The organism is Paenibacillus lupini, assembly GCF_011761355.1.
Taxonomy (GTDB): domain Bacteria; phylum Bacillota; class Bacilli; order Paenibacillales; family Paenibacillaceae; genus Pristimantibacillus; species Pristimantibacillus lupini.
Genome location: NZ_JAASRW010000001.1, coordinates 352,471 through 378,617, shown reverse-complemented (window position 1 = coordinate 378,617; position 26,147 = coordinate 352,471). Strand labels below are relative to the sequence as shown.

24 protein-coding genes are annotated in these 26,147 nt (G+C 46.5%); 10 read left to right on the top strand and 14 right to left on the bottom strand.

What is annotated here, in order from left to right:
• Window positions 1-15: 15 nt before the first annotated feature.
• From FHS17_RS01945 to FHS17_RS01935, 3 genes are all read right to left on the bottom strand, one after another.
• Entirely contained in the window at window positions 16-1,134 is a 1,119-nt protein-coding gene (locus FHS17_RS01945) for a DNA alkylation repair protein (protein WP_167273451.1), read from the bottom strand.
• A 158-nt stretch (window positions 1,135-1,292) separates the two neighbouring features.
• The gene (locus FHS17_RS01940; RefSeq protein WP_167273447.1) at window positions 1,293-1,715 is read right to left on the bottom strand and encodes a VOC family protein; all 423 of its coding nucleotides are present in this window, start codon (window positions 1,713-1,715) and stop codon (window positions 1,293-1,295) included.
• 90 nt (window positions 1,716-1,805) lie between these two features.
• On the bottom strand, window positions 1,806-3,818 hold the full coding sequence (locus FHS17_RS01935; RefSeq protein ID WP_167273442.1) for a methyl-accepting chemotaxis protein: 2,013 nt from the start codon (window positions 3,816-3,818) through the stop codon (window positions 1,806-1,808).
• Between the two features lie 274 nt (window positions 3,819-4,092).
• Between FHS17_RS01935 and greA the strand changes: the two genes are divergently transcribed.
• Window positions 4,093-4,569, top strand: coding sequence for a transcription elongation factor GreA (greA, locus tag FHS17_RS01930; protein ID WP_167273435.1), 477 nt, complete (start codon window positions 4,093-4,095; stop codon window positions 4,567-4,569).
• Between the two features lie 82 nt (window positions 4,570-4,651).
• Here greA and FHS17_RS01925 read toward each other — a convergent pair whose 3' ends face one another.
• Window positions 4,652-5,542: a LysR family transcriptional regulator gene (locus tag FHS17_RS01925; RefSeq protein WP_167273432.1), complete on the bottom strand. Its 891-nt coding sequence runs from the start codon at window positions 5,540-5,542 to the stop codon at window positions 4,652-4,654.
• Between the two features lie 116 nt (window positions 5,543-5,658).
• Between FHS17_RS01925 and FHS17_RS01920 the strand changes: the two genes are divergently transcribed.
• A complete protein-coding gene (locus FHS17_RS01920; protein ID WP_167273430.1) occupies window positions 5,659-6,753 on the top strand; it encodes a branched-chain amino acid aminotransferase in 1,095 nt (364 codons plus the stop codon).
• Here the strand turns inward: FHS17_RS01920 and pdaA are convergent.
• Window positions 6,750-7,544: a delta-lactam-biosynthetic de-N-acetylase gene (gene pdaA, locus FHS17_RS01915; protein ID WP_167273428.1), complete on the bottom strand. Its 795-nt coding sequence runs from the start codon at window positions 7,542-7,544 to the stop codon at window positions 6,750-6,752. The two genes, FHS17_RS01920 and pdaA, sit on opposite strands and share 4 nt — an antisense overlap.
• 135 nt (window positions 7,545-7,679) lie before the next feature.
• On the opposite strand from pdaA, the gene FHS17_RS01910 reads away from it, so the two are divergent.
• Window positions 7,680-8,135, top strand: coding sequence for a MarR family winged helix-turn-helix transcriptional regulator (locus tag FHS17_RS01910; protein ID WP_167273424.1), 456 nt, complete (start codon window positions 7,680-7,682; stop codon window positions 8,133-8,135).
• A 6-nt stretch (window positions 8,136-8,141) separates the two neighbouring features.
• On the top strand, window positions 8,142-9,368 hold the full coding sequence (locus FHS17_RS01905) for an MFS transporter (RefSeq protein WP_167273421.1): 1,227 nt from the start codon (window positions 8,142-8,144) through the stop codon (window positions 9,366-9,368).
• A gap of 47 nt (window positions 9,369-9,415) precedes the next feature.
• Here FHS17_RS01905 and FHS17_RS01900 read toward each other — a convergent pair whose 3' ends face one another.
• Entirely contained in the window at window positions 9,416-9,712 is a 297-nt protein-coding gene (locus FHS17_RS01900; RefSeq protein ID WP_167273418.1) for a hypothetical protein, read from the bottom strand.
• Window positions 9,713-9,872: 160 nt separating this feature from the next.
• Here FHS17_RS01900 and FHS17_RS01895 point away from each other — a divergent pair, with 160 nt between their 5' ends.
• A complete protein-coding gene (locus tag FHS17_RS01895; protein ID WP_167273415.1) occupies window positions 9,873-10,973 on the top strand; it encodes a winged helix DNA-binding domain-containing protein in 1,101 nt (366 codons plus the stop codon).
• 250 nt (window positions 10,974-11,223) lie between these two features.
• Here the strand turns inward: FHS17_RS01895 and FHS17_RS01890 are convergent, their stop codons facing one another.
• On the bottom strand, window positions 11,224-11,412 hold the full coding sequence (locus FHS17_RS01890) for a hypothetical protein (protein ID WP_167273412.1): 189 nt from the start codon (window positions 11,410-11,412) through the stop codon (window positions 11,224-11,226).
• 156 nt (window positions 11,413-11,568) lie between these two features.
• Between FHS17_RS01890 and FHS17_RS01885 the strand changes: the two genes are divergently transcribed.
• On the top strand, window positions 11,569-11,883 hold the full coding sequence (locus FHS17_RS01885) for a helix-turn-helix domain-containing protein (RefSeq protein WP_415639830.1): 315 nt from the start codon (window positions 11,569-11,571) through the stop codon (window positions 11,881-11,883).
• 19 nt (window positions 11,884-11,902) lie between these two features.
• On the opposite strand, the gene FHS17_RS01880 is transcribed toward FHS17_RS01885, so the two are convergent.
• Window positions 11,903-12,466 carry a phosphatase PAP2 family protein gene (locus tag FHS17_RS01880; protein ID WP_167273403.1) on the bottom strand — a complete coding sequence of 188 codons (564 nt, stop codon included), beginning with the start codon at window positions 12,464-12,466 and terminating at the stop codon, window positions 11,903-11,905.
• A gap of 224 nt (window positions 12,467-12,690) precedes the next feature.
• Between FHS17_RS01880 and FHS17_RS01875 the strand changes: the two genes are divergently transcribed.
• The 3 genes from FHS17_RS01875 to FHS17_RS01865 are packed head-to-tail and all read left to right on the top strand — an operon-like array spanning window position 12,691 to window position 15,572.
• Window positions 12,691-13,557 (top strand): class I SAM-dependent methyltransferase, encoded by an 867-nt coding sequence (locus FHS17_RS01875; RefSeq protein WP_167273400.1) that lies wholly within the window; start codon window positions 12,691-12,693, stop codon window positions 13,555-13,557.
• Window positions 13,557-14,282 (top strand): RluA family pseudouridine synthase, encoded by a 726-nt coding sequence (locus FHS17_RS01870; protein WP_167273395.1) that lies wholly within the window; start codon window positions 13,557-13,559, stop codon window positions 14,280-14,282. The genes FHS17_RS01875 and FHS17_RS01870 overlap by 1 nt, the downstream gene beginning before the upstream one ends.
• Before the next feature lie 18 nt (window positions 14,283-14,300).
• Complete coding sequence (locus tag FHS17_RS01865) at window positions 14,301-15,572, top strand: CapA family protein (RefSeq protein ID WP_167273391.1); 1,272 nt, start codon at window positions 14,301-14,303, stop codon at window positions 15,570-15,572.
• 33 nt (window positions 15,573-15,605) lie between these two features.
• On the opposite strand, the gene FHS17_RS01860 is transcribed toward FHS17_RS01865, so the two are convergent.
• Window positions 15,606-16,010: a MarR family transcriptional regulator gene (locus FHS17_RS01860; RefSeq protein ID WP_167273386.1), complete on the bottom strand. Its 405-nt coding sequence runs from the start codon at window positions 16,008-16,010 to the stop codon at window positions 15,606-15,608.
• Window positions 16,011-16,204: 194 nt separating this feature from the next.
• On the opposite strand from FHS17_RS01860, the gene FHS17_RS01855 reads away from it, so the two are divergent.
• Window positions 16,205-16,372 carry a hypothetical protein gene (locus FHS17_RS01855; protein WP_164775626.1) on the top strand — a complete coding sequence of 56 codons (168 nt, stop codon included), beginning with the start codon at window positions 16,205-16,207 and terminating at the stop codon, window positions 16,370-16,372.
• Here FHS17_RS01855 and parC read toward each other — a convergent pair.
• From parC to FHS17_RS01830, 5 genes are all read right to left on the bottom strand, one after another.
• Window positions 16,363-18,816 carry a DNA topoisomerase IV subunit A gene (parC, locus tag FHS17_RS01850; protein WP_167273381.1) on the bottom strand — a complete coding sequence of 818 codons (2,454 nt, stop codon included), beginning with the start codon at window positions 18,814-18,816 and terminating at the stop codon, window positions 16,363-16,365. The two genes, FHS17_RS01855 and parC, sit on opposite strands and share 10 nt — an antisense overlap.
• Window positions 18,817-18,827: 11 nt before the next feature.
• A complete protein-coding gene (gene parE, locus FHS17_RS01845) occupies window positions 18,828-20,798 on the bottom strand; it encodes a DNA topoisomerase IV subunit B (protein WP_167273377.1) in 1,971 nt (656 codons plus the stop codon).
• Window positions 20,799-21,081: 283 nt separating this feature from the next.
• Complete coding sequence (gene purT, locus FHS17_RS01840; RefSeq protein WP_167273374.1) at window positions 21,082-22,263, bottom strand: formate-dependent phosphoribosylglycinamide formyltransferase; 1,182 nt, start codon at window positions 22,261-22,263, stop codon at window positions 21,082-21,084.
• Window positions 22,264-22,376: 113 nt separating this feature from the next.
• Window positions 22,377-24,224, bottom strand: a complete 1,848-nt coding sequence (locus tag FHS17_RS01835) for an ABC transporter ATP-binding protein (protein ID WP_167273371.1) — start codon at window positions 24,222-24,224, stop codon at window positions 22,377-22,379.
• On the bottom strand, window positions 24,221-26,005 hold the full coding sequence (locus FHS17_RS01830) for an ABC transporter ATP-binding protein (RefSeq protein WP_167273366.1): 1,785 nt from the start codon (window positions 26,003-26,005) through the stop codon (window positions 24,221-24,223). Before FHS17_RS01830 ends, FHS17_RS01835 begins: the two co-directional genes overlap by 4 nt.
• Window positions 26,006-26,147: the final 142 nt, after the last annotated feature.

Here is a 26,147-nt window from a genome sequence, read left to right as displayed (position 1 = left end):
TAGCTCTTCTCTTTTTCACTCTACTTCAGCGGCACCCAGCTCAACTGTCGAGCTTGCCACTTCAACTCCGTTTACCAGCAAGGTGATACGATGCTCTCCAGCATAATGTTTGCGGGTTGATAAATCCGCAAAACGGTGAACTCTGCTGCCCGAGAGCGTTGAACCGCCAGGAACGGTTTTGTCCGATAAGAGGAACAGCTTACGAGAAGTTTTCCCTCCAGATTTCACGAAATCTATGCCGTATTCAATCCGTAGATGCATCGGCTCACCTTCTTTGGCTTGCAGCACATAATCCAGACGGCAGTTATCTCCAATTTCCAACAACGCTGGACGAGCATGCAAGGATGCCGAAGTTATGATCGGATCTGATTCCTCCTCCTCCATTGCATAGCCGAACAAAGCGAGTACCTCCGGATGAGCTTTGCGTATCAAATTCCGGCAGGCATGCCGAATAATCCAGTCCGTATAAGGATTTTGCCCTTTCCATCTGCGGGCCATCTCTATGACTACATCCGGATGATCCTTAACAATATCATTCAAATTATTTGCGACGCTTTTACGCACATACAAAGATGGATCTTCCTTCAATAACTCTAGAATTGGAAGAATCGGCGATGGATCTTTCTTGAAGACAGGAAGTGCTTGTCCCCATGGCAGACGCGGCCTGCAGCCTTCACTTGCCAATCGGCGTACATGCTCATCAGGATGTTGAGCCCAGATTAACATTTGTCGGACCATACGTTCCGGATCTCGAAGCAAAAATACACGTACAGCGAACTCTGCCGAGGATTTGGTAGTGAATCGTTCTAATGCTTGCATAGACAGCTCCCAATGCTCCTCTGCCCCTCCATACACCTCTACAAAATCCGGGAAAAATAAATAAGGAAAGCCCGAGCATTCCTCATATATGGCATACAAAACAGCTAATGCATCCTCATAATCGGAAGGCAAATGCTTGCCAAGCACGATGGCAATTTGACGAATCCGTCCTTTCAACTCTAATTGTTCCCACGTCTCATTCATCACCTGTGATACAAACGATTCTGTATCAAATGAAGGGTATGCGGCCTTTAATTTATAGATAAATTGCCTTAGAAAGGCTTCATGATACATTTCTTTTAACGGCTCAGCCAATGGTGTTCCCCTCTTCGACAATCTCATATTGTTAGTGTTCTCCATATCACCATTATAGAACATTTGTTCCTATAAGGGAATAGCCACTTTTTCACTATAAAAAAAGAAACCAGCTTGTCCTATAGACAACTGGTTCCCTCTATTTTGTTAGACAAGTATTAGAATTCGTTAATTCCCAAGTTAAACTGCCACTGAATACCAAACTTATCGGTAACCTGTCCATACAGTTTACTCCAGAACGTCTCTTGAAGCTCCATAACGATCGTACCGCCATCACTCAATCGGTTAAATGCCGTACGAATTTTTTCTTCTTCGTCTTCAACATATGCCAGAGTAATATTGTTACCGACAGTAAACGGCATACCAGGGAAGACGTCGGAGAACATCACATTGCTTCCACCAATGTTCAGGCGAGTGTGCATAATCATGTTTTTTGCTTCTTCAGGCAATGGATAATCCGGATGTGGTGGCACTTCACCAAATGTCATGAGCTTAGGCTTGTCTAAACCGAATACTACTGCGTAAAACTCCGCCGCTTCTCGGCAATTCCCATTAAAGTTCAAATAAGCATCAACGGACATCTAGATCTCTCCCTGTACGAATCATATTATGATTGCTGAATGGCAATCCTTCAATAATGTACCATTTCTAGCAGCAAGAATCAAAATTATCTAGCTTGTCTTAAACTTCGACAGCACTTCTTGCAAATGCTGTGCCATATGGCTAAGATCTTCCGCAGATGCAGAAATATCTTTCATTGATGCCAGCTGTTTTTGCGAGCCCAGCGATATACTTTGGGAGTGGCTATGTGTCGATTGGGTCATGGCAGCAATCTCTGTCATAGACGCTGTCACCTCTTCTGTGCCTGCGGACATTTGTTCCGATGCAGCTGATACCTCTTGGATTTGGCTGGAGATTTCCTGGAAGGTCGCTGTGATTCTGCCAAATACTTCACCAGCTTCATTAATCAGCTCGGAGCCGATTCCGACATCTTCAACCCCTTGATTCATCGCATGTGCCGCTCTTACCGTTGTTCCTTGAACTTCTTGAATCAGCTTCGTAATCTCAGATGCTGAATGAGCCGATTGCTCTGCCAGCTTCTTCACTTCATTCGCCACAACAGCAAATCCTCTGCCATGCTCCCCTGCTCTTGCCGCTTCAATTGAAGCGTTTAGCGACAAAAGCTGTGTCTGATTTGTAATCTCTTGAATGACGGACACGATGCTGCCGATTTGATTCGATTTCAATTCCAGCTCACGTACTTCTTCGGCCGACTTGCCAACGGAAGCATGGATCAGCTTCATTTGTTCTACTGCATGCGTAACAGCAACCTGCCCAAGCTGAACTTCATCCAACGAGGTTTGGGATGCTTCTGCAACAACAGAGGACGATTCTGCAATTCTCTGCACACCAGTAGCCATCTCTTCCATCGCGGTTGAGGTCTGTTCAGCGGCCACCATCTGATTCTCTCCAGCTGTTGCGACATTATGAATGGCATCACCGATCCGGCTGGAAATATCGACAGAATCAACAGACGCTGCCGTCAGCTCTTCCGAGGATGCAGCAAGCTGTTCCGCAGCAAAGCTTACTTTGCCAATGGTGTCCGAGAAGGAATCCAGCATTTGATTCATATGATCCGCTAGAGTGCCCAGTTCATTTTTCGTTTTTACTTCAAGCCTCGGCCTTAAATCGCCGCCTGCGAGTACTTTAATGACATTCGTTATGTACACGATTGGTTTCGCCATTTGGGTTGCGGAGATATAAGTGGCGATAAGTGCCAGCAGCGTCATCACTAGTGCAACTCCGATTGTTTTCCACAGCATATCCGTTACCGGCTGCATCGCTTCTTTTTCCGGTATCGACAGCTGAATAACGTAACCATTTTTGGTTGCCTCGGCATATCCAATTTTTTTCACGCCATCAAAGGTAAAGGAATAGTTCGTATTATGTCCTTGTTTCGCCGATTCGAATGCTTTCACGGTTTCAGGCATTTTCATGTCATATACGGTTTTGTTCATGACCAAATCTGCGTTCGGATGACTGACAACGAGGCCGTTGTTGTCCATCAAGATGGCATAACCGGTTTCACCAACCTTCGTATCACGAACGATTGCAGCTGCAGCATTGATCTCATACCCGAATATGTAAAATCCATAAGCTTTGCCGTTTTGCATAAGTGGTGCGGCGATAACGATAGAAACTTTGGAAGGATCAACTTTGTTCACGAGTGGATTACTAACCGTTAATTTGCCTTCCGATACCGATTTGAAATAAGGACGTTCAGATACATCGATTCGATCACCAGTTCCTGATACGGTGAAATTTTTGCCCGTCATATCGAGGGAATAACCTGGGGACATAAGATCTGGATTTTCTTTTATAAAATGTTGGATTAATTCGTCATGCTTCTGCGCATCTTGGCCATAATATTGTCCGATACCTGCTAATGCATTTATTTTGGATACTTTCGACTGCAGTTCCTCATCCATCCTTGCTGTAATCACATCCGCCTGCAAGGCAAGGTCCTTCTTGATCTGACTTTTAAATAAGGAGGAGTTAGAAAGGAATAACGCAACAGACATGGAAGCAACAATCGTAATAGCGATGATCAGCGTGGTAATCAACATCCGATGCGCGATCTTGCGTGTCTGGAATATTTGGGGGAATTTGAACCTCTTCTTCATCTGTTTATATGCACCCTCTCAGTAATGTCAGCATAACAAAAAGACCTCAGCTCTTCGTGAGCGGCGAGCGAGGTCACAATAAATAAAAGATTCCGTGATGCCAGCACGACAAATCCTACACTATAAATTTGAGTTTTCAATTGCTTTTTAGTTAGAAAATTGTTAGATTTTCCGCGCAATTGGGAGCTATACCCAAGTTTCTTTTCCACCATGGATAGTGTAAGATGTAGAAAGCGATTCAGATGATACAAATAAATGGCAGGAGTTGTGGAGTTTGGCAAAAAACGAAATCATTCTAACACCCGAGGGTCTTAAGAAACTTGAGGAAGAGCTCGAAGAGCTGAAGACCGTCAAACGTTCCGAGCTTGCACATCGTCTTAAAGTAGCCATCAGCTATGGCGATCTGAAAGAGAACAGCGAGTACCACTCGGCCAAGGATGACCAAGCTTTTATGGAGACAAGAATTACGCAGCTGGAGAAAATGCTGAAGACCGCACGTGTATCTAACTCGGTTGATACGACGAAGGTTGGAGTTGGTTCGAGCGTTGTTCTGAACGATATTGAGGTATCTGAGAAAATCGAATACCGCCTTGTTGGTCCTGCAGAAGCTGACGTATTTAATAACAAAGTTTCATATGAGAGCCCGCTGGGCCAAGCGTTAATGGGCAAAAAAGTTGGAGATATCATCAAAGTTGATGCGCCGATTGGTATCATTAAATATGAACTGCTTGAGATCAAAGTGAACAACTAAAGAATAGGATGCAGCATACGATGCTGCATCCTTTTTTTTACCACATCGGAATGTATTAGTACTTTAAAGCCATAATGCGTACTCATTCTTCGAACAGCTGGATGAAGTTCTGTGCACTTCTGGATAAATACCGATCCTTGAGCCAAATAATACCGACATCTGATTGAAAATCTGCATCTGATATCGTGAGCATCTTTATAGATGGAAGAGGAAAAGAAGCCATGACCGACTTCGGAAATACGGTTGCTCCAATGCCGGCTGCTACCAACGCTACGATGATTGCTACACTAGAGCATTCGCAGATTACCTTTGGTTCAAAGCCATGCGCTCTTGCCTCAATCATGACGCGATGATGCATGGCGATGGTCTTGTCGGTTTTAAGAGTCAGGAACGGCAGATCCGCAAGCTCACTCATTAATAATGTGTTCTTATCCGGGTCACTTACCCAGCCGGACGGAAGTACGGCCACGTAGGGATCGGAAGGCAGCGGCAAGACCGAGTAAGGCTGCGTATGTAAGGTCGATTCGAAAGGGATCCTCGCAACAATCAGTTCAATATCCCGCTTCTCAAGCAGACTGCCGAGGATAAAATGGTCCCCTTCCCATATTTTGAATGTGACGTTAGGATACAGCCTGCGGAATTGCTCAATAGGCCTCGGAAGCAAGGAAATACAGGACACGACAGAGCCGATCGCAAGTGTACCGTGAAGTCCAGCATCCAGCTCTTTTACTTCATGAATGGTCTCGTTAAATTCCTGCAGCAGCCTCTCTGCTTTATTCTGCAGCAGCTCGCCGGCATGGGTCAGAACAAGCCCTTTCCCGCTTCGATCAAACAAGGTAACACCTAGTTCATCCTCCATCAGCTTAAGCTGACGGCTCAGCGGAGGCTGCTCCATGTTGAGCGCTTTCGCCGCACGAGTGATTTGTCCTTCTTTGGCGATCGCCAGAAAGTACCTTAACTGTCTTATATCCATAGCCAGCCCCCAATATACCTTTTCGGTATGTGTTCACAATAAAACAGATACTTTAAATATATCGATTGGCATGGTACGATTCAACTATAACTAGCAACAAGGAGAGATCAAAGACGATGAAATCAACCATCACAATAGAACTTTCTACGAACAAAAAACCGAAACCAAAAGCGTCTGAGCTTGGATTTGGCAAGTATTATACCGACCACATGTTCATTATGGATTATGATGCAGCTACAGGCTGGTATAACCCGCGCGTCGTGCCTTATCAGCCGATTTCGCTTGATCCAGCAGCCAAAGTGTTCCATTACGGTCAAACGATTTTTGAAGGCCTTAAAGCTTACTTAACCGGTGATGGAAAAATCCGTCTGTTCCGTCCGGAGCAAAATATGGCACGTCTTAATCGTTCCAATGAACGTCTTAGCATTCCTGCAGTAGACGAAGAGCTGGCGCTTGAAGCGCTGAAGCAGCTTATTCTGACTGACAGCGATTGGATCCCATCTGATGCGGAAACTTCTCTGTATGTACGTCCTTTCGTTATTGCAACGGAAGCACAGCTAGGCGTTAATGCTTCAACACAATACATGTTTATGATCATCATGTCACCGGTTGGCTCTTACTACGCGGAAGGCATTCATCCTGTTAAAATCCATGTGGAATCCCAATACGTTCGCGCAGTACGCGGCGGTGTCGGCAACGCGAAGACTGCTGGTAACTACGCGGCAAGCTTGAAAGCGCAGGAAGAAGCTTATGCTCATGGCGCTTCTCAAGTGCTTTGGCTTGATGGTGTTCACCGCAAATATATCGAAGAAGTAGGCAGCATGAACGTCTTCTTCAACATTGATGGTACAGTGGTTACACCTGAACTGAATGGCAGTATTCTCGATGGGATCACACGTGATTCGATCATCCGTCTGCTTAAGCATATGAATGTGCCTGTTGTTGAAAGACAGCTGTCGATCGATGAGGTTGTAGCAGCTCATCAAGAAGGCCGCCTTGTCGAAGCATTTGGAACAGGTACGGCCGCGGTTATTTCTCCAATTGGGGAATTGACGTGGGAAGGTACACGTTATGTCATTAACGAAGGAAATACCGGCGAGCTGTCGCAAAAGCTGTACGACACGCTGACCGGTATTCAAAGAGGTACTGTAGAAGATCCATTTGGCTGGTCCGTTATTCTTGAACCGTCCGAGCACCTTGCTGCACGTTAATTGCCATAAGTCTTAACAGACATTTGATCTAAGCTCTTAAACTCATAACCTTGCTTGCGGGCTTCGTCGATAATCGATCCGAGCGCAGCGGCATTATCTTTGGACACGGTATGAAGTAAAATGACCGCTCCGGGATGAAGCTGGGCGACGACTTGATTATAGGCGAAGCCCGCTCCTTTTTGCATGTTCACATCCCAATCCTTATAAGCTACGGACCAGAATACGTTCGTATAGCCGGATTCCTTACTTACCGCTAGCACATTGTCACTGAAGATTCCTCTTGGCGGTCGCAAATAAGTCATGGCCTGCTGCCCGGTCAGCGTATTGACCTGCTCCTTCACCTTCTCCAGCTCGGTACGAATTTGTTCGGCAGAGATTTGTGTCATATCTGGGTGAGTCCAGGAATGATTGCCTACAAGATGCCCTTCGGCTGTCATCCTTTTCACCAGCTCAGGCTGATCCTTCACATAATGCCCCGTTACAAAAAATATGGCAGGCACCTGCTTCTCCTTAAGCACATCAAGCACTTTAGCCGTATAGCCATTCTCATACCCATTATCAAAGGTGAGATACAGTTCCTTCTTGGTCGTGTCACCTAGAAAAATCGCTCCATGCTTCATTACCACATCTTTGAAGCCCTCTTCATTAATCGAAGGCAGCTGCCCGCCTACGCTTTTCTTGAATCCAAAATGAAATGGCCCGGCCAGCGCGTCAGCCGGATGCTGGGCGACCAGCAAAGACAAAACGGCCGCGATCCATAACGTATGGATCCATGCTGATTTTTTTCTCATTTTTGGCTTAACTCCTCTATGTGTAGTCCGCTTATTTTCCCCCATTTCCGAAATTCCAATCCTGTATTTGCGGTTTGACAAAATTAGTTGTCAGAGATATAGTTGTTGTAACAACTAATTTGGAGCGTGAGTAAAATGCATCAAAAGGGATTGGATCATTCGCTTGGCTTCTTGCTTGGTGCCACCTATCGGAAGCTTACGAATTTCTTTGCAGGCCGCATCAAGGAATTTGGATTGACTCCTGAACAATGGGCTGTTCTCTTCCGCGTACGAGAAGAAGATGGATTAATTCAGAAGGAAATTGCAGATCGGGCAGGCAAGGATAAGCCTACGACTACTCGTATATTAGATACGCTGGAAGCGAAAGGCTTTGTAACGAAGCGCGCTAGTGAGCATGACCGCCGTTCTTTCCAGGTATTTATTACCGAGCAAGGCAAAGAAACTGCGGATGCAATTGAACCTATTGAATACAGCACCATTGCTGAGATCGCGCAAGTGATGTCCATCGAGGAATATGAGCTTATGAATCAACTGCTAAGAAAACTTAACGACCATACAACCAGCTTATTGGAGCATGAAAAGGAGCAATGATACACCATGAACATACATCCAGAGAAACTTTGGACCAAGTCTTTTATTACGTTGACCGCCAGTTATTTGCTGTTATTTCTAAGCCTGCAAATGCTGCTGTCTCCGTTCCCTACTTATGCAAAAGAACAATTCCATCCAGATAACTTCACCTTAAGTCTTGTCACCAGCTTGTTCGCCTTAGCAGCGATCGTTACACGCTTTGCAATGACGCCGCTGCTTCGTGTCGTTCATCGAAACGTGATCTTGTTTTCCGGACTTGTTCTCGCAACAATAGCCACTATCCTCTATCCGTTCGCTGAATCCATGACTGTATTATTAATTCTGCGAGCTGTCTTCGGGGTTGGCTTCGGGATGACTAGTACAATTATCCCTACTTTAGTTACACAGATCATTCCAAAGAAAAGAACGGGAGAAGGGATCGGCTATTTCGGTATTTCCACCAGCTTAGCGATGTCGCTTGGTCCGATGATTGGCCTCTCCGTCATCAAACAATCCGGATTTACTACTTTGTCTGTGATCGGTACAATCGCACTTGTTATTATAATTCCGCTTCTTCTGCTTACACGTAGTATTCCGCAGCAGCCTGCCAGGATTCAACCAGCTCCGGTTCAGACTACTGCCGACGATCAAGGGCAGCGCTCATCTTCGACTGCACGCATGATGGTACCTGCCGTATTGAACATGCTGATGTCGATAACTTACGGCGGTATTCTTGGCTTTATTGCCTTATATGGCGCACAACGAAATATTGAGCAGATCGGCTTGTTCTTCTTATTTATTGTGTTTACCGTTCTTGTTATTCGTCCGATATCCGGCAAATTATTCGATCGCCGCGGACCAATGCTCGTCCTTATACCTTCCGCATTTATCGTCATTGCCAGCTTGATTATTCTGTCTTATGCACATTCGATGCCACTCATTATTATCTCGGCCTTGCTGTACGGATTTGGCTTTGGCGCCATTCAGCCAACGACACAAGCATGGATGCTGCGTGAGGCTGCACCACATCAAACAAGCTTTGCCAACAGCTTGTATTACAACACGATTGACCTCGGCGTTGCTGCCGGCTCGATGCTGCTAGGCATTATTGCCTCCGCTACTAGCTATGCAGAGATGTACAGATACGCTGCCGCTGCCATGGTCCTCTTCTTAATTGTCTCCTGCGTAAGTATGATCGCAAGCAAACGAAGCAAGACCGTGAAGACATCAACCACCGCAGTATCTTCCCGATAAAAAAAGCCGAATCCAGGGGGCCTCAAGGCTTCTAGATTCGGCTTTTTTCACTTAATGTATAAGTAATTGTTCCTGTCAAAAATGATATAGTATAAAGTTAATAGGCTATTCACGCCTCCGCACTTCAATTGGATCGTCTCATTCTCTTGAATACAGAAAGAATATCGATTGCTCCCGCACCAGTCAATGGACAAGTACAGCTCATAATTGCCTGGTTCCAGTTCATAGCGCATGGTTTGGCCGTCAGCAATTTTCTCATGTATAACACCGTTCAAGTAAACTTTGTAGGTCCTCAGCTTATTTGCGTATTGACTTGTACGTTTCAGCTCCAGTACCGAACTCATCTCATTCCCTCCTAAACTATGCGTTTTTCATATTGTTTAAACGCTGAATTTATGGAAAATGTTTCTATTTTGGAACTTTTTCACCTTATCCGTCTTGTAACTTAATACAAAGAAAGATAATCTAAATGGAAATATGATCCTATTTTGAGGTGGATAGAGGATGACTCAGGAGACGCCTAAATTAAGTGCATTGGCTATTAATCGAGCTTTGCTCGCAAGGCAAATGCTGTTATCGCGTTCGGATATGTCTGTACTTGATACATTGGAATGGTTTATCGGCCTGCAGGCTCAAGCTCCAAACGCGCCATATTACTCTCTTTGGACAAGACTGAATGGATTTGAGCAGTCAGAATTGTCTACTTTAATTCAAAATCGTGAAGCTGTGCGGATCGCACTTATGCGCTCCACTTTACATCTTGTATCTGCTAAAGACTGTCTATTGATTAGACCTTGGGTACAGCCTGTACTCGAACGAGGATTAAAAGGATCCTTTGGCAAGGCTCTTGCTGGAATTGATTTGGACAGCGTTGCACTTCAGGGCAGAAAACTTGTCGAGGATAAAGCACGCACATTCAGTGAGCTAGGTAAATTTCTAGCTGACCTGTGGCCTGGTATTAATAGTGAAGCCCTCGCTGCTGTTGTACGCAACTACGTTCCACTCATTCAAATACCGCCGCGTGGTTTGTGGGGAGAAAGCGGACAAGCAACCCATACCTCCTCAGAAGTCTGGCTGGGACAATCCCTTAGTGAACATGTCGATACGGACGATCTAATACTGCGTTACCTCGCTGCTTATGGGCCAGCGACGGTAAAGGATATGCAGGCTTGGTGTGGACTCACGCGTCTCAAAGAACATTTCGAAAAGCTGCGTCCACAGCTCCTTACATTCCGGGACGAACAAGGCAATGAGTTATTTGATCTTCCTGATGCACCCCGCCCTAATGCCGAGGTAATGCCTCCAGCCCGCTTCCTTAGCGAGTTCGATCAAATGCTTCTTGGAATTGTCGATCGATCACGGGTGATGGATATTACGTATGCCAAACGAATTTTCACCGCTAATGGCATCCTGCGTGCAACGATCCTGCTGAACGGTTTCATCGCTGGTATATGGAAAATCGAGCGAGAACGAAATAAAGCTTCTCTCCTCATCGAGCCCTTCCGTTTGCTAACAAATGAGGAGCAGGCTGAACTAATTATAGAAGGCGAAAAGCTGATTCAATTCACCGCCCCAGGGCAAGAACATGACATTCGTTTCAGCTAGTGGGCTTGGCGCTTTCTCCGCACCATACCAGCTCTTACCCTCTGTAGTACGGTTTTTCCGTCATATTTAGGTACTTCCCCTTACCGCATCTGCTTTTACCCACTGCAGCAAGGTTTTTGCGATTTATCGCTGGATACAGACAAAAAACAGGCCCAGTTCATTTTGAACCGTGGCCTGTTTTATTACGCGCTGACGAAGGCTTGCCCAACATGACACGTGGTACTTGCGATCAGGCAAATAGGATTGTCACCTACAGCTTATCCATGCGATAAGTGTACCCACAGAACTTACATTTGAATAAAACGCCATCCTCACCAACGACATACGTCAAGCGGTCATCATCCTCTAGCTCAATAAACTCTCTGCCCGTTTCATCACGGTCTCCGGTTGCAAACAAACCTGTTTTATTGCCGCATTCACATTCAAAGATCAAAACCATTCCCAGCCCATCTCTCTTTCTAAAATATTCTATTTTTATTAGTAACTTTCCCATTTAAAGCTTGACAATGATACGATTTGTATCATAAATTACTAGTAGTGAGTGTAACATATTGCCAATCTTTATATCCAATGTGAGGAGCGAATGACCTTGACGATGGGAGATCGCCTAAAGGAGCTGCGCCAGCAAAGAAGCTTGTCTCAAGAGATAGTTGCACAATCCATCGGCATCACGCGATCCGCTTACAGCCACTACGAGATCAACAACCGGCAGCCCGTTTATGAGACTTTGATTAAACTCGCGGCTTTTTTTGAAGTCACCACCGATTATATTATCGATGGCGATGCGCGAGGTGCGGAGTCTCCATTTGCAGCGGATACGTTTGAAATCATTCGGCTGCTCAACACCATGGACGAGGACAAACGCAAAGTATCAATCGACAAAATGTTAGATGCTATTCGAGAGTCTTAAATAGCCGCTGTCTGCAGGACTAGCGGCTGTTAAGCCTCTTTCGTCCTGTAACAACCATCACCAGGCACACAACGGCAAATCCTGCCGCGTAACCACCTATAATATCGCTTGCATAGTGAACGCTGAAGTACAGACGTGAAGCTCCCATTAAAATAATAAGCGCCGCAGCGACAACCGTAATCATGCGCTTAGCTATACGATTAAGCCCTCTGTCTTGAATAATCCATATGGCCGCCAAGCTGTACATAACGATCGCCAGCATCGCATTTCCGCTCGGAAAGCTGGACCCATCCGCCTCAATCCCCCAAGCCGCTACCGGCCTTGCACGATCAAATCCGGATTTGATAAGTGTGTTCACCACATAGGCCGCAGCTACCCCCGAAATTAGCAGCACTGCTCCTTTCCACCCTTGTCTCCATGCAAGCCATATGGCTAAAACAAGAGTAATAACAATGATGCCTATTGTTGAGCCAAGTGACGTAATGGCTTGAAATACATCCGTCAACGCTCCACTATGTATACTCGCAAACCAATCTGCTACTGACACATCAAACGATGAGGCCTTCGAGCGTGCAGCCATCATCGCTGCCCCTATAAATAGCAGCATACTTACAGTTAAACCGATTAACCACCCTTGTTTTCGAATAATAGGTACCCTCCTAAAAAGAATTGACACGCGCTTTTTGTGGCGATTCTTACTGCGTAAGCTTTTAACCTAATTGCTTCATTCTGTGCGCTTCGTTATAATAGTCGAAGACTTCATTATAATACAACGAAAATTATACACCAAGGAAGGATCACTATAACATGTACTTAGCAGATAAATGGACCGACTATGAGGTCATCGACACAGGGGCTGGAGACAAGCTTGAACGCTGGGGGCAATATATTCTCCGCCGTCCAGATCCACAGATTATTTGGCCTATCGCCAATGAATCCGGTGCTTGGAAGGAAGCTGACGGACATTATCATCGCAGCTCCTCCGGCGGTGGACAATGGCAATTCAAATCCAGCTTGCCTGAACGCTGGACGATCACATACGGCGAGCTGAAGTTCCACATCAAACCAACAAGCTTCAAGCATACTGGGCTGTTCCCTGAGCAAGCGGTGAACTGGAGCTGGATGATGGACAAGATCCGTTCGGCTGGACGTCCAATTCGCGTATTGAACCTGTTCGCCTACTCCGGTGGTGCTACGGTTGCCGCTGCAGCTGCTGGAGCTGATGTCGTGCATGTGGATGCCTCTAAAGGTATGGTTCAGTGGGCAAAAGAAAACGCACAATTGTCCGGCCTTGAAAGTGCTCCAATCCGATATATTACCGACGACGTGTTTAAATTCGTACAACGTGAGCAGCGCCGCGGCCGCCAATATGATGCGATCATTATGGATCCGCCTTCATACGGACGTGGACCAAACGGCGAAACTTGGAAACTCGAAGAGAATTTGTATCCCTTCCTCGAGTTCTGTACGACGATTTTATCGGATAACCCATTGTTCATGCTGATTAACTCGTACACAACTGGTCTATCACCGTCTGTTCTGCACAATTTGCTCCATACAACAATGAAGAACAAATTTGGCGGCGTCATTAACTGTGGCGAGATTGGTCTTCCTATCACGCAATCCGGCCTGAACTTGCCTTGCGGTATCCTGGGACGTTGGGAGTCGGAATAATGACCGGTAGCATGAGCCCGGTTATTCCGGTGCTGTACGAAGATAATCATATCATTGCCGTAGTCAAGCTCCCTGGTATCCCTTCGCAAGAGGATGAGTCCGGGGATCCTGACATGCTGACTCTCATTAAACAGGATTTGAAAATCCGTCATAACAAGCCGGGGAATGTATTCCTCGGCCTTGTTCATCGACTTGACCGCCCGGTTGGAGGCGCTATGCTGTTCGCCAAAACCTCTAAGGCAGCATCCCGCTTATCCGAAGCGGTACGTAGTCGTACATTCGGGAAAACTTATATTTGTGTTGTTCACGGCAAACCTGCTAAGCAAGAGGATCGGCTCCGACACTATATCTGGAAAGATGCCAAGCGTAATCAGGTAACCGTCTATAAGGATCCAACACCAGAAGCAAAAGAAGCCATTCTGGAATATAAGGTGTGTGCTGAAGCCGGAGGCTACTCTCTCATCGCTGTGAAGCTGCATACGGGCAGATCACATCAGATTCGTGCCCAAATGGCGTATATCGGCTGTCCTCTCGTTGCAGACCGTAAATATGGAGCACCTAACACGGCTAATGTATCCGATATTGCACTGTGGTCAACTTCCGTTGAGGCTCCACATCCGGTCACGAAGGAACGCCAATGCTTCCGCTCCATCCCGTATGGTTCACCGGCTTGGTCCTGGTGGACAAGTGAACAGCTTGAGGAAGCATCCAAAATGTTCCTATAAAGGAGTGATTAGACCTTCATGCGCAGAATGCGAAGCAAGAAGCGCTTGACTATTCATTTTATTCTTTTATTACTATCAGCTGCTGGAATTCTATTTATTCTAGCAACTACGTTGAGGCAGGATACTCACGTTACAGATACCGCCTCGAATCCGCCGCCTACGAGCCAGCCAGTCCAAACGCCAGAACCAACCATCGTACCAACTGCGACGCCAGAGCCGACACCAACTCCGATGCCAACGCCGCAATACGATGAAGCTGTATGGATGGGTGTTGGCGATATCATGATGCATAAGCCAGAGCTTCCAGGTGCTTATGATAAGAAGACGAAGAAGTACAACTTCAATTATTTCTTTGAAGAAGTAAAGCCAATCCTTGAGCAAGGTGATTGGGTAATGGCTAATCTGGAGACTCCTGTTGCAGGTTCAAACTATGGCTATACAGGATATCCGAGCTTTAACGCACCTGTAGAGCTGCTGGACGCACTCCAGTATGCCGGCTTTAACATCTTGACCAATGCTAACAATCACTCGCTAGACAAAGGCGATAAAGGGCTTATGCTTACCTTGCAGCATTTGAAAGAGTATCCGTTTGTCTTAAAAGGGACTGCTGAATCACAAGAAGAAGCGGATACCCCTGTTATTGTAGAACACAATGGAATTAAGATGGGTCTGCTCGCTTATACATATGGCACAAACGGCATTCCGCTGCCGAAAGGCAAGCCTTATGCCGTCTCAATGATTGACGAGCAAAAAATGATCAATGATATCCATCACTTGAAAGAGCTTGGAGCCGACTTTATCACGGTCGCCCTGCATTTCGGCATCGAATACCAGACAACGCCTAATGAGGAGCAGAAACAGCTTGCCCGCAAGCTTGTAGCTGAGGGAGCAGATATTATTGCCGGCTCTCACCCGCATGTCATTCAGCCTTATGAAGTGCTCGACACTACAGATGCATCTGGTCATGCCAGACAAGGACTAATCATTTATTCTATGGGGAACTTCATATCTGCACAGCGGGGCGATACGAAAGATTACGGTGTGATCTTTAAAGTAACCATTCGAAAAAATAAATCCGACGGCTCTATTGAGCTATCGGATATTGAGTCAACTCCAACCTATGTGCATCGCTACCAGCCGGATAGCTACTATCGATTCCGCATCTTGCCGGTTGAACAGACAATTGCAGCTGCCAGCGACAGCTTACTAACGAAGCAGGATTATGACTCCATGAAGCAGCAGATCAAGGTGCTTCGTAATCGTCTGAGATCCATGCTGAACGTGCAATAAGGCATTATTTATAAGTTAATATTTAAATATGTACTACGCATTAGCAACCTTGCCAAGCAGATATACAAGCAGCTGCTGGTTATGGGAAGATATACGGTCCAGCGATTCACCAATTAATTTGGAACGAATTTCCGTTCCACGCTGGGCCTCACTCTTTCCTTTCTCCGTTACAGTTACCCATACAATTCTTCGATCCTGATTATCTCTTGAACGTTCAATTAATTCATTGCGCTCCATTCGATCAAGCAGCGTTGTAATCGCAGCCGGCGTTGTAGCCAAGTACTGCAGAAGTTCAGAAGGCTTCATCGGTGCATGCTGCAGTAAAATATCCAGCACGTTCAACTGCCCTTCCGTTAGAGGCGCAAGCCCCTCTTCTATACTATCCTTCCAATCTCTTGTCATCTTTGTCCACAGACGAGTAAATTCTTCAGAAACCATAATTACACCCGCTTTCTGTCCAAATCTCTCATTTATACCAATTATAGCATTCGTAAATGTCGAATAAAAGGTTAACCCAATTAATAATTTGAGTCATTAATCGCTATAAAGTCGAACATTATGACAGGAGTAGACATACAATGGCATAGGCGCTTTACCTATACGTCGAAATGGTGTGCGAAGGAGTGATCCCGATGGATGACCAAAAAGCTGAAATCATTCGTAAAATCAAAGCCTACGGCATAATAAAAGACCCACAGTGGCTCGACCGCCCGGATGAGCTGGTACCAATGTGGGTCATGTTTGACGCGATTATTCGATTAATTGAACGCTTTGATCCACCTAACCGGCCTTACGATTGAGTGGATAAATCAGGTTTAACGAAGATCGTGGTAATGACATCATTCTTCTCGACCGGAAGCAGAATTCGCCCGATAGACTTCCGATCCTCGATTGGCGCTTTCTCCGATGATGCCTCAAGCTGGCCGCCAGAGGATGTAAGCGCTATAATGTTCATCTCTTCCTTACAGTAGAGAGCCGATACAAGTGCTGAACCATTTGGCTTCACACGCTTGCCTTCTTTGAACTCAAACGTCTGAACGCCTTTGCCGCCTCTGCCTTGAAGCGGATAATCCAGCAGCAGCGTACGTTTGGCATAACCCAAATCTGTCACGACCAGTACTTCACCCTCATCATCAGCAACCCAATCGGCTGCAATAAGCTCATCATCTTCTCTTAGCTGCATACCGCGAACGCCTGTTGCAACCCGTCCCATCGGATTCACTTCATGCTCATGGAACCGGATGCTCATACCAAGTTTACTTACCAGAAGCAGCTGTTTTGAACCGTCACTAAGCATGACACGGATAACTTCGTCACCGTCGGCTACCTTCGAGGCAGCGATCGCGGTAGAACGCGTCGTCATATATTCCTTCAGCTCAGTCCGTTTCACTTGTGCACGTTTGGTTACAAAGACAAGTGATGCACCTGGCACATTGAAATCTTTAACCGGAATAATAGCTACAATGGAATCATCCTTCGGAATCGGTACAATATTGACAACAGCCGTACCGGTATCCTTCCACTTGAACTCTGGAATCTGATGAACAGGAAGCATATAATATTGTCCCTTGCGTGTGAACAGCAGCAAGTTGTCAATCGTGTTCACTTCATATACGCTGCTGATCGCATCGCCATCCTTCACTCCAGCTGTTTGCAAGTCTCCGCCAGAACGAGTGAACGACAAGATGCTTGTCCGCTTCATATATCCTTCTTCACTTAGGGTAACGATTACGTCTTCCGACTGCACCATAACCTCTAGGTTCACTTTCAGCTCTTCCACTTCGCCGCGGATCGACGAACGGCGGTCAATGCCAAATTTGTCGCGGATTTCAATAAGTTCGTCTTTAATAACACCAAGCAATTTCTTCTCGCTCTCCAGAATGGAACGCAGGTAAGCAATCTTCTTCTGCATTTCCTTCAGTTCTTTTTCAAGCGATGTAATCTCGAGATTCGTCAAACGATATAGCTGGAGTGTCAGGATCGCATCGGCTTGACGCTCAGAGAAGCCGTATTTAGCAACCAAGTTATTTTGCGCATCAGCACGGTTCTTCGAGGCTTTAATCGTTGCAATGACCTCGTCGAGGATATTCAGAGCTTTCACAAGCCCTTCTACCACGTGTGCACGCTCTTCAGCTTTCTCTAGATCATATTGGGTACGATGAGTGACTACTTCCTTCTGATGGGCAATATAAGCGCTTAGAATCTGTTTAATGCCCAGCTGTTGAGGTGCTTTGTTCACAATCGCAACCATATTGAAGTTATAAGTCACTTGAAGATCCGTTTTCTTCAGCAAATAAGCCAGAATTCCGTTCGCATCGGCTTCCTTCTTCAGCTCCACGACAATACGCAGGCCATTACGGCCGCTCTCGTCTCGAACTTCAGAGATCCCCTCGACCTTTTTCTCAAGACGGATGTTTTCCATTGCGCTGACAAGCCGGGATTTGACGACTTGATACGGAATTTCCGTAATCGTAATCTGTTGACGTCCGCCTCGTACATCCTCAATCTCAACCTTTGAGCGGATATGGATCCGGCCTTTACCTGTTGTATAAGCCTCGCGGATTCCTTCCTCGCCCATAATAACGCCGCCTGTTGGGAAATCGGGGCCTTTCACAATGCCCATCAGATCTTCTACCGGCATATCCGGACGAGCCATCACTGCAATGCAGGCATCAATCGTCTCCCGCAGATTATGCGGTGGAATTTCCGTTGCGAAGCCTGCTGAAATCCCGCTTGTGCCATTCACAAGCAGGTTCGGATAACGAGATGGCAGTACAACCGGCTCTTTCGTCGTGTTATCAAAGTTATCTTTAAATTGAACGGTCCGTTTATCAATATCCCGCAAAATCTCCATAGCGATAGGCGACAAACGCGCCTCTGTATAACGCATCGCCGCTGCAGGATCGTCATCCATCGAGCCCCAGTTGCCGTGTCCATCTACGAGGACATGGCCCATTTTCCAAGGCTGTGCCATACGCACCATACCTTCGTAGATCGAAGAGTCACCATGAGGATGGTAATTACCCATTACGTCACCGACGGTCTTCGCTGATTTGCGGTACGGCTTATCAGGTGTATTGTTCGAATCATACATTGCGTACAGGATACGGCGCTGCACCGGCTTAAGTCCATCCCTTACGTCCGGAATGGCGCGGTCCTGAATGATGTATTTCGAATAACGGCCGAAGCGGTCACCTACGACCTCTTCCAAATACGCCGGTAAAAACTGTTCCAGCATGCCCATGCCGTTACCTCCTATTCAACATATTCTGTGAAATCTACATTTTCAATAATCCAGCGTTTACGTGGGTCGACCTTATCGCCCATCAACGCGGATACGCGGCGCTCAGCCTTAGCTGCATCATCGATCTGTACCTGGAGCAGTGTCCGAGTCTCAGGATCCATGGTAGTCTCCCACAGCTGATCGGGATTCATCTCGCCTAGTCCTTTATAGCGCTGTAACTCAAAGTTCTTGCCGAATTCCTTCAGATAGTTCTGCAGCTGCTCATCTGTCCAAGCATAACGAACCGTCTCCAGCTTACCTGATTTGCGTGTAATTTTGTAAAGCGGAGGCTGAGCGATAAAGACTCGTCCCGAGTCGATCAGCGGCTTCATATACCGATAGAAGAAGGTCAGCAGCAGCACTTGAATGTGCGCGCCGTCGGTATCGGCATCGGTCATAATAATAATTTTATTGTAATTGCATTCATCCGCATCAAATTCCGGACCAACACCCGCTCCAATCGCGGAGATAATCGCTTTATACTCATCATTCTTCAGAATATCAAGCAGCTTTGCTTTCTCCGGATTCATCGGCTTGCCTTTCAAAGGCAGAATCGCCTGATGCTTCGAATCACGGCCTTGCTTCGCAGAACCGCCAGCAGAGTCACCTTCGACGATAAACAGCTCGTTCTTCGTGACATCCTTCGACTGTGCTGGTGTCAGCTTGCCGTTCAGATTGGAGCTTTCGCTCTTCTTCTTGCCACTGCGGATCTCTTCACGTGCCTTACGTGCCGCTTCTCTAGCCCTTGATGCTTGTACAGCCTTCTTAAGGAGCATTTGTGCAACTTGCGGATTCTCCTCAAGGAATACCTGCATTTTATCGGACACAACTGCATCCACTGCGCTGCGCGCCGAAGCACTGCCGAGCTGATCCTTCGTCTGACCGACGAACTCCACCTCAGACATCTTGATATTAATGACGGACATCATACCTTCACGCAGATCATTGCCCTCGAGATTTTTATCCTTCTCTTTCAGCATCGCTGTTTTACGGGCATAATCGTTCATTACGCGGGTATAAGCAGTCTTGAAACCGGTCTCATGCGTACCACCGCCGCGTGTCGGGATCGAGTTCACGAAGGATGCGATCGTTTCCGTATATCCATCGTTATACTGAAGTGCTACTTCCACTTCAATCTCGTCCTTTTCCCCTGCGAAATGGACAACCTCGTGAAGTACTGTCTTATCCTCATTCAAAAATTGTACGAATTGGCGTGCGCCGCCTTCGTAATGGAATACATCCTCTTTGCCGCTGCGATCATCCTTGATCGACACTTTAAGGCCGGAGTTCAGGAAAGCAATTTCCTGCAGCCGTTCTGCAAGTGTATCATAGTTCAGCGATATTCCACCTTGGAAGACACGAGCGTCAGGCTTAAACGTTACTTTTGTTCCCGTACGATGCGTATTGCCAGCAATAACAAGTCCACTTACCGGTTCGCCGACATGCTCTTTGCCTTTGTCATCGACCCAATACTCGAAACGCATCTTATGTATTTTCCCGTCACGGAAAATCTCTACTTCAAGCCATTCGGATAATGCATTCGTTACCGAAGCACCAACCCCGTGCAAGCCGCCGGATTTTTTATATCCGCCGCCGCCGAATTTGCCGCCCGCATGCAGGATTGTGAACACAACCTGCGGAGTCGGAATTCCTGTCTTATGCATTCCTGTTGGAATACCGCGCCCGTTATCCTGTATGGTGACTGCGCCGTTCTTATGCAGTGTCACATCAATTGCCGAACAAAATTTCGCCAAATGCTCGTCCACGGCATTATCAACGATTTCCCAAACCAGATGGTGAAGGCCTGAGCTGCTCGTGCTGCCAATGTACATGCCTGGCCGCTTTCTTACAGCGGTTAAGCCTTCGAGCACTTGTATATCATCGGCCTCATAGTTCCGTTCCGGGGCCGCTGTTTTTGCGAAAGTATCTATATGCTCTGCCATGGGTATGCCTCCTAAAATTTTGCGAAGCTTCACGTTACCTTATCTTCAAGCTATTTTAATTCAACTTGTCCCGATTAGTAAAGACGCTAAAGAGAACGTCTGTTATGAAGTGCGTGCCTCTATCAATATCGGTTAAAGCGCTTGTTGGATTAACAGAATAACATAAATTCGCGTCCCACGCTAAATTATTCATGCACGTAATTGTCATGTTCCATTCATGCTGGAGTAAAAAAGCGGCAGCTTCTCCTTGCTTAAGATCAAGGAAAGCCGCCGCACTATCGTCTTAATTATCGTATTGAATATGAAGGGATTCTGCTGCTTGACGGGCCAGGTCACGAGCCTCATCCGTATCGTTCGCTGTGCTTAATGCAACAGCCATCCGGCGTCCAACCTTTGTCTCCGGTTTGCCAAATACTCGAACTTGTGTATTAGGCAGCGCAAGTGCCGATTCGATTCCGCCGATGCGGAATGAAGACGACTCACGATCCGCTTTCAGCGTGTGTGTCGCCCCTGGTGTCAACAGACGAATAGTTGGGATCGGGAAGCCAAGAATCGCGCGGACATGCAGCGCAAATTCAGACAGATCTTGTGTCGCCATGGTTACCATTCCAGTATCATGCGGACGAGGAGAAACCTCGCTGAACAAGACTCCTTCTTTCGTAATAAACAGTTCTACGCCGTATAAGCCAAAACCGCCAAGCTCATCTGTAATACGCAAAGCAATCTCTTCCGCTTGCTTAATTTGCTCCTCTGTCATCGCATGCGGCTGCCAGGATTCGATATAGTCGCCATCCTTCTGAACATGACCGATGGGTGAACAGAAGCTTGTCCCCGAAACGGAACGGATAGTTAGCAGCGTAATCTCCGATTCAAAGGTAACAAAACCTTCAACGATAATCCGTGCTTTCTTCGCACGTCCGCCCTCCATCGCATAGTTCCAGCAGTTCTCAATGTCAGCTTCCGTCTTGCATACACTTTGCCCTTTACCAGAAGAACTCATAATTGGCTTAATGACACAAGGAAGGCCAATCTCCTTTACCGCTAACTTCAATTCATCAAGCGAATCAGCGAATTGGTAAGGAGCAGTAGGCAGACCAAGCGTTTCAGCAGCTAGTCGGCGAATACCTTCACGGTCCATGGTAAGACGTGCAGCACGAGCAGTCGGAATGACGTTAAAGCCTTCCTCCTCAAGCTCCAGCAGTGTCTCCGTAGCAATTGCTTCAATCTCCGGAACGATAAAATCAGGCTTCTCATCCTCGATGATTCTTCTGATTGCAGCTCCGTCGAGCATATCGGTAACATGGCAACGATGGGCAACCTGCATAGCCGGCGCATTCGCATAGCGGTCTACTGCAATTGTCTCTACGCCTAGGCGCTGTGCTTCAAGTGCAACCTCCTTGCCAAGCTCGCCCGAGCCGAGCAGAAGAAGTTTGCGTGCATTCGTTGACAGTGGTGATCCATACATAATAAAAAAGAACCTCCCGGAAGAATCCAGACTTCGAGGAGTTGCCAGCGGCATCCCTCGAGGTCTGGGTTATTTTTCTTCCATTGTGGAGGTTCTTTACTTAAAAATCAATACTACGCCGACAAGAATCGATATTGCGCCTCGATAAGACCGTTATAAATGCCATTCTTCCTGATTAACGCTTCGTGGTTACCCTGCTCGACAATCCGGCCATGATCCAGAACGATAATCTCGTCAGCATTGCGGATCGTAGACAAACGGTGAGCAATCATGAAGGACGTACGGCCTTTTAATAGTGCTTTCAAAGCTTCTTGGATTCTAAGCTCTGTCTCCGTATCAATACTTGCTGTTGCCTCATCAAGAATAAGAACTCGTGGATCTGCCAGCAAGGCGCGGGCGAACGAAAGCAATTGACGCTGACCCATGGAGAGCACGTTACCGCGTTCCTCCACCTCTGTGTTATAGCCGTCAGGCAGCGACATGATGAAATCATGTGCGTGAACCGCTTTTGCTGCCTCAACAATTTCATTGTCAGTTGCATCCAATCTGCCATAACGGATATTGTCGCGGATCGTTCCAGCGAAGATAAACGTGTCTTGCATAACTAGACCAACCTGCGAACGAAGACTGTCGATCGTCACATTACGAATATCCTGACCGTCTATGCGAATACTTCCTTGAACCGGATCATAGAACCTGCACAAAAGGTTAATGATTGTACTTTTGCCCGAGCCGGTATGACCAACAAGCGCAATCGATTGACCAGCTTTGACGTCAATAGTGACACCATGAAGCGCGGGACGGCCTTTCTCATATTCGAAAATAATATTATCGAACTTCACATCGCCGCGGATGCTGGCAAGCGGCATGGCATTACCAAGCTCTGCAACGGTTGGCTCTTCATCGATAAATTCGAATATACGCTCCGAGGAAGCCATAGCCACAAGCAGCTGGTTATACACTTGACCAAGTCGGTTAATCGGATCCCAGAAGTTGCCCACATAGTTAGCAAAGCCTACAAGGAGACCTACTGTTATCTCTTTATGCTCAATTAAGTAAGAGCCGTACCAGAACAGAATAAACGTTCCGATGGCGGAAGTAATCTCGATAACTGGACCAAACGCTTGGTTAAGCGCAGAAGCTTTGTTCCACGCTTTAACGTTTACAGCGTTCATGTTATCGAAGAAGCGCATGTTTTCTTTTTCCTGTACATAGGCCTGCGTAATCTTCATCCCTTGAATGCTCTCATTAAGGTGAGAGTTAATCCGCGACTGCTTCTTCCGAACGTCCTGCCACGCAAACCGAATACGTTTGCGCAGCGTGGACGATACGAGGAACATAATCGGAACGGTAATCATAACCGCAAGACCAAGCTTGAAGTTCCAGGCCAGCAGGATTACAACGATACCAACAAGCTGCACGCAGTCCATAAGCGAGTTGACAACACCGTTCGTGAACAAATCCTGCAACGCATTAACATCATTCGTTACCCGAACAAGAACCGAGCCGGCAGGCCGCTTGTCATAGAACCGGAACGAGAGCTTCTGAATATGCTGGAATAGATGATGGCGGAGATCATAAATGACTTTCTGCCCGATTATGTTCGTGTACTTAATCCGATACGAGTTAGATGCCCATTGAATAATAAACAAAGCAACCATTATTGCTGCAATCGTATAAAGCTTGGTGTAGCTAGGATCGCCGCTTGGTGGATCAATCGCTTTGTCAATCGCCATAATGGTTAATGCTGGGATTGTCAGTCGAGTAATGGTACCAATAATCATCGCAATAATTACAGGAATTAACTGGCGTTTATAAGGCTTCATATAATAGAACAAGCGCCGCATTTGAGCCCAGTTGAACGGTTTCTCGATAGCCTCATCATCTTGATAAATAAACCGTTCAGAATTATCGCTTGCATTTTTAATTCTATCTTTCAATTCTTTATTGGAACTGCTCATTGAACTACGCTCCTTTTCCGCTCCGACTCTGAAGGATTCAAACTCGCAAGCGGCCGATCGGCATACTGAATGTTATATGTTTCGCGATAAGCTCCTTGCTGTGCAATTAATTCATCATGTGTGCCGCGTTGAACGATATGTCCTTTGTCCAGGACAATAATCTCGTCAGCATGGCGAAGCGATGAGATGCGGTGCGCAATAATAAAGGTCGTGCGCCCTGCCATCAGCTCCTTAAAGCCGGCTTGAATCTCATGTTCGGTCTCCATATCCACCGCGCTCGTTGCATCGTCCAAAATAAGAATGCGGGGATTACGGATAAGCGCGCGAGCAATAGCAATCCGCTGTTTCTGACCTCCCGATAAGCCCATCCCTCTCTCGCCGACAATCGTCTCATACCCAAGCGGGAGCTCCATGATAAAATCATGTGCTTTGGCCATCTTCGCTGCCTTAATAATTTGTTCGTCAGTTACATTTCTTACGCCATAAGAGATATTGGTCCGGATCGATGCCGAGAACAGGAAGGTTTCCTGGAATACCGGTGCGATCTGGCTGCGCAGACTTTCCACATCCAAATTCCGAATATCAATACCATCGAGCGTAATCGTACCTTCTTTTACGTTATACGCTCGCATCAGCAGCTGAATAATCGTCGATTTGCCGGAACCGGTTGCCCCTAAGAGGCCAATAACCTTTCCTGCCGGCGCATCAATTGTAATATCGGTCAAGGCAGGAGCTTTGTCCGGATAATTAAACGTTACATGGTTGAAACGGACATGCCCTTTAACGATTTCACTATCCACTTCAACCGCGTTTTCAATGCTTTTGACATGAATATGTGTATTAAGCAGCTCCATCACCCGTTCGCCAGAAGCTTTGGACTGGGTGTAGTTATTAATATGGAAGCCGATGCCCCACATTGGGCCGATAATGTACCAGATTAAGCTGAAGAACGCGACCAATTCACCAAGTGATAAGGTATTCTGGATTACTAATGTACCGCCTGCAATGAGCAAAATAACAACGCTTAGGTTGGCGAGCAGCTCCATCGAAGGGAAAAACTTCGCCCAGATCGAAGATGCGCCAATCTGATTCATTTGGTACTGTTCATTGCGCTTCGAGAACTTATCAACCTCATGCGGCTCACGTGCGAATGATTTGACGGTCCGTACACCTGTAATATTCTCTTGTACAGCAGTCGTCAGATTACTCATCGCTTTACGCATTTCGCGGAAGGCTGGATGGATTCTTTTCTCAAATCGGATCGCTGTGAATGCAAGAAACGGGATGGTGACGAGCGTAATTAGCGTCAGCTTCCAATCGATCGACATCATCATGGCTCCGCCAAACACGATCATGAGCACTACGTTTAAGATTTGAGCAAAGCCAAAGCCGATAAATTGACGGATTGCTTCAAGATCTGCCGTCAGTCTGGACATCAAATCGCCTGTCTTCGCTTTGTCGTAATATTGGAATGAAAGCGTTTGAAGTTTGTCGTAACAGGCGTTACGAAGCCGGAATGTCACCCGGTTGCCAAGTCTTCCGCCAAAAAATCCGTGTAAAAACTGCATTAAGCCTTTGAATGTGACTACCCCAACAACGGAGAGGGCCAGCATCGGCACTTTGTCAAAGTCCCTTGGTGTAATGACATCATCGATCAAATAACGAAGCAGGTTCGGATAGACCAGACCAAGCGCTGTCGCACACATCAGACAAAAAATTGATGATAGCAGAAACTTCCGCTCAACCCAATAAAACCGTTTCAATTGCCTAAAGACGTCCAAGTAAAATCCATCTCCCCGTTCTTTATTATTAAAAGTTTTCTACAGAATGCAACGAGCTCCGGCGCGAAATAGAACACGATAAAGCCGTTACACCTTTGTATGTGATGAATATTAGCAGGTACTGCCATGACCCGGCAAACGG

Coding starts and splice junctions, on each gene's coding strand:
- FHS17_RS01940 (WP_167273447.1), bottom strand. CDS start 1,715: ATGTCCGTTGATGCTTATTTGAACTTTAATGGGAATTGCCGAGAAGCG.
- FHS17_RS01935 (WP_167273442.1), bottom strand. CDS start 3,818: ATGAAGAAGAGGTTCAAATTCCCCCAAATATTCCAGACACGCAAGATC.
- FHS17_RS01925 (WP_167273432.1), bottom strand. CDS start 5,542: ATGGATATAAGACAGTTAAGGTACTTTCTGGCGATCGCCAAAGAAGGA.
- FHS17_RS01920 (WP_167273430.1), top strand. CDS start 5,659: ATGAAATCAACCATCACAATAGAACTTTCTACGAACAAAAAACCGAAA.
- pdaA (WP_167273428.1), bottom strand. CDS start 7,544: ATGAGAAAAAAATCAGCATGGATCCATACGTTATGGATCGCGGCCGTT.
- FHS17_RS01910 (WP_167273424.1), top strand. CDS start 7,680: ATGCATCAAAAGGGATTGGATCATTCGCTTGGCTTCTTGCTTGGTGCC.
- FHS17_RS01905 (WP_167273421.1), top strand. CDS start 8,142: ATGAACATACATCCAGAGAAACTTTGGACCAAGTCTTTTATTACGTTG.
- FHS17_RS01900 (WP_167273418.1), bottom strand. CDS start 9,712: ATGAGTTCGGTACTGGAGCTGAAACGTACAAGTCAATACGCAAATAAG.
- FHS17_RS01895 (WP_167273415.1), top strand. CDS start 9,873: ATGACTCAGGAGACGCCTAAATTAAGTGCATTGGCTATTAATCGAGCT.
- FHS17_RS01890 (WP_167273412.1), bottom strand. CDS start 11,412: ATGGTTTTGATCTTTGAATGTGAATGCGGCAATAAAACAGGTTTGTTT.
- FHS17_RS01885 (WP_415639830.1), top strand. CDS start 11,569: ATGGGAGATCGCCTAAAGGAGCTGCGCCAGCAAAGAAGCTTGTCTCAA.
- FHS17_RS01880 (WP_167273403.1), bottom strand. CDS start 12,466: ATGATGGCTGCACGCTCGAAGGCCTCATCGTTTGATGTGTCAGTAGCA.
- FHS17_RS01875 (WP_167273400.1), top strand. CDS start 12,691: ATGTACTTAGCAGATAAATGGACCGACTATGAGGTCATCGACACAGGG.
- FHS17_RS01870 (WP_167273395.1), top strand. CDS start 13,557: ATGACCGGTAGCATGAGCCCGGTTATTCCGGTGCTGTACGAAGATAAT.
- FHS17_RS01865 (WP_167273391.1), top strand. CDS start 14,301: ATGCGCAGAATGCGAAGCAAGAAGCGCTTGACTATTCATTTTATTCTT.
- FHS17_RS01860 (WP_167273386.1), bottom strand. CDS start 16,010: ATGGTTTCTGAAGAATTTACTCGTCTGTGGACAAAGATGACAAGAGAT.
- FHS17_RS01855 (WP_164775626.1), top strand. CDS start 16,205: ATGGATGACCAAAAAGCTGAAATCATTCGTAAAATCAAAGCCTACGGC.
- parC (WP_167273381.1), bottom strand. CDS start 18,816: ATGGGCATGCTGGAACAGTTTTTACCGGCGTATTTGGAAGAGGTCGTA.
- parE (WP_167273377.1), bottom strand. CDS start 20,798: ATGGCAGAGCATATAGATACTTTCGCAAAAACAGCGGCCCCGGAACGG.
- purT (WP_167273374.1), bottom strand. CDS start 22,263: ATGTATGGATCACCACTGTCAACGAATGCACGCAAACTTCTTCTGCTC.
- FHS17_RS01835 (WP_167273371.1), bottom strand. CDS start 24,224: ATGAGCAGTTCCAATAAAGAATTGAAAGATAGAATTAAAAATGCAAGC.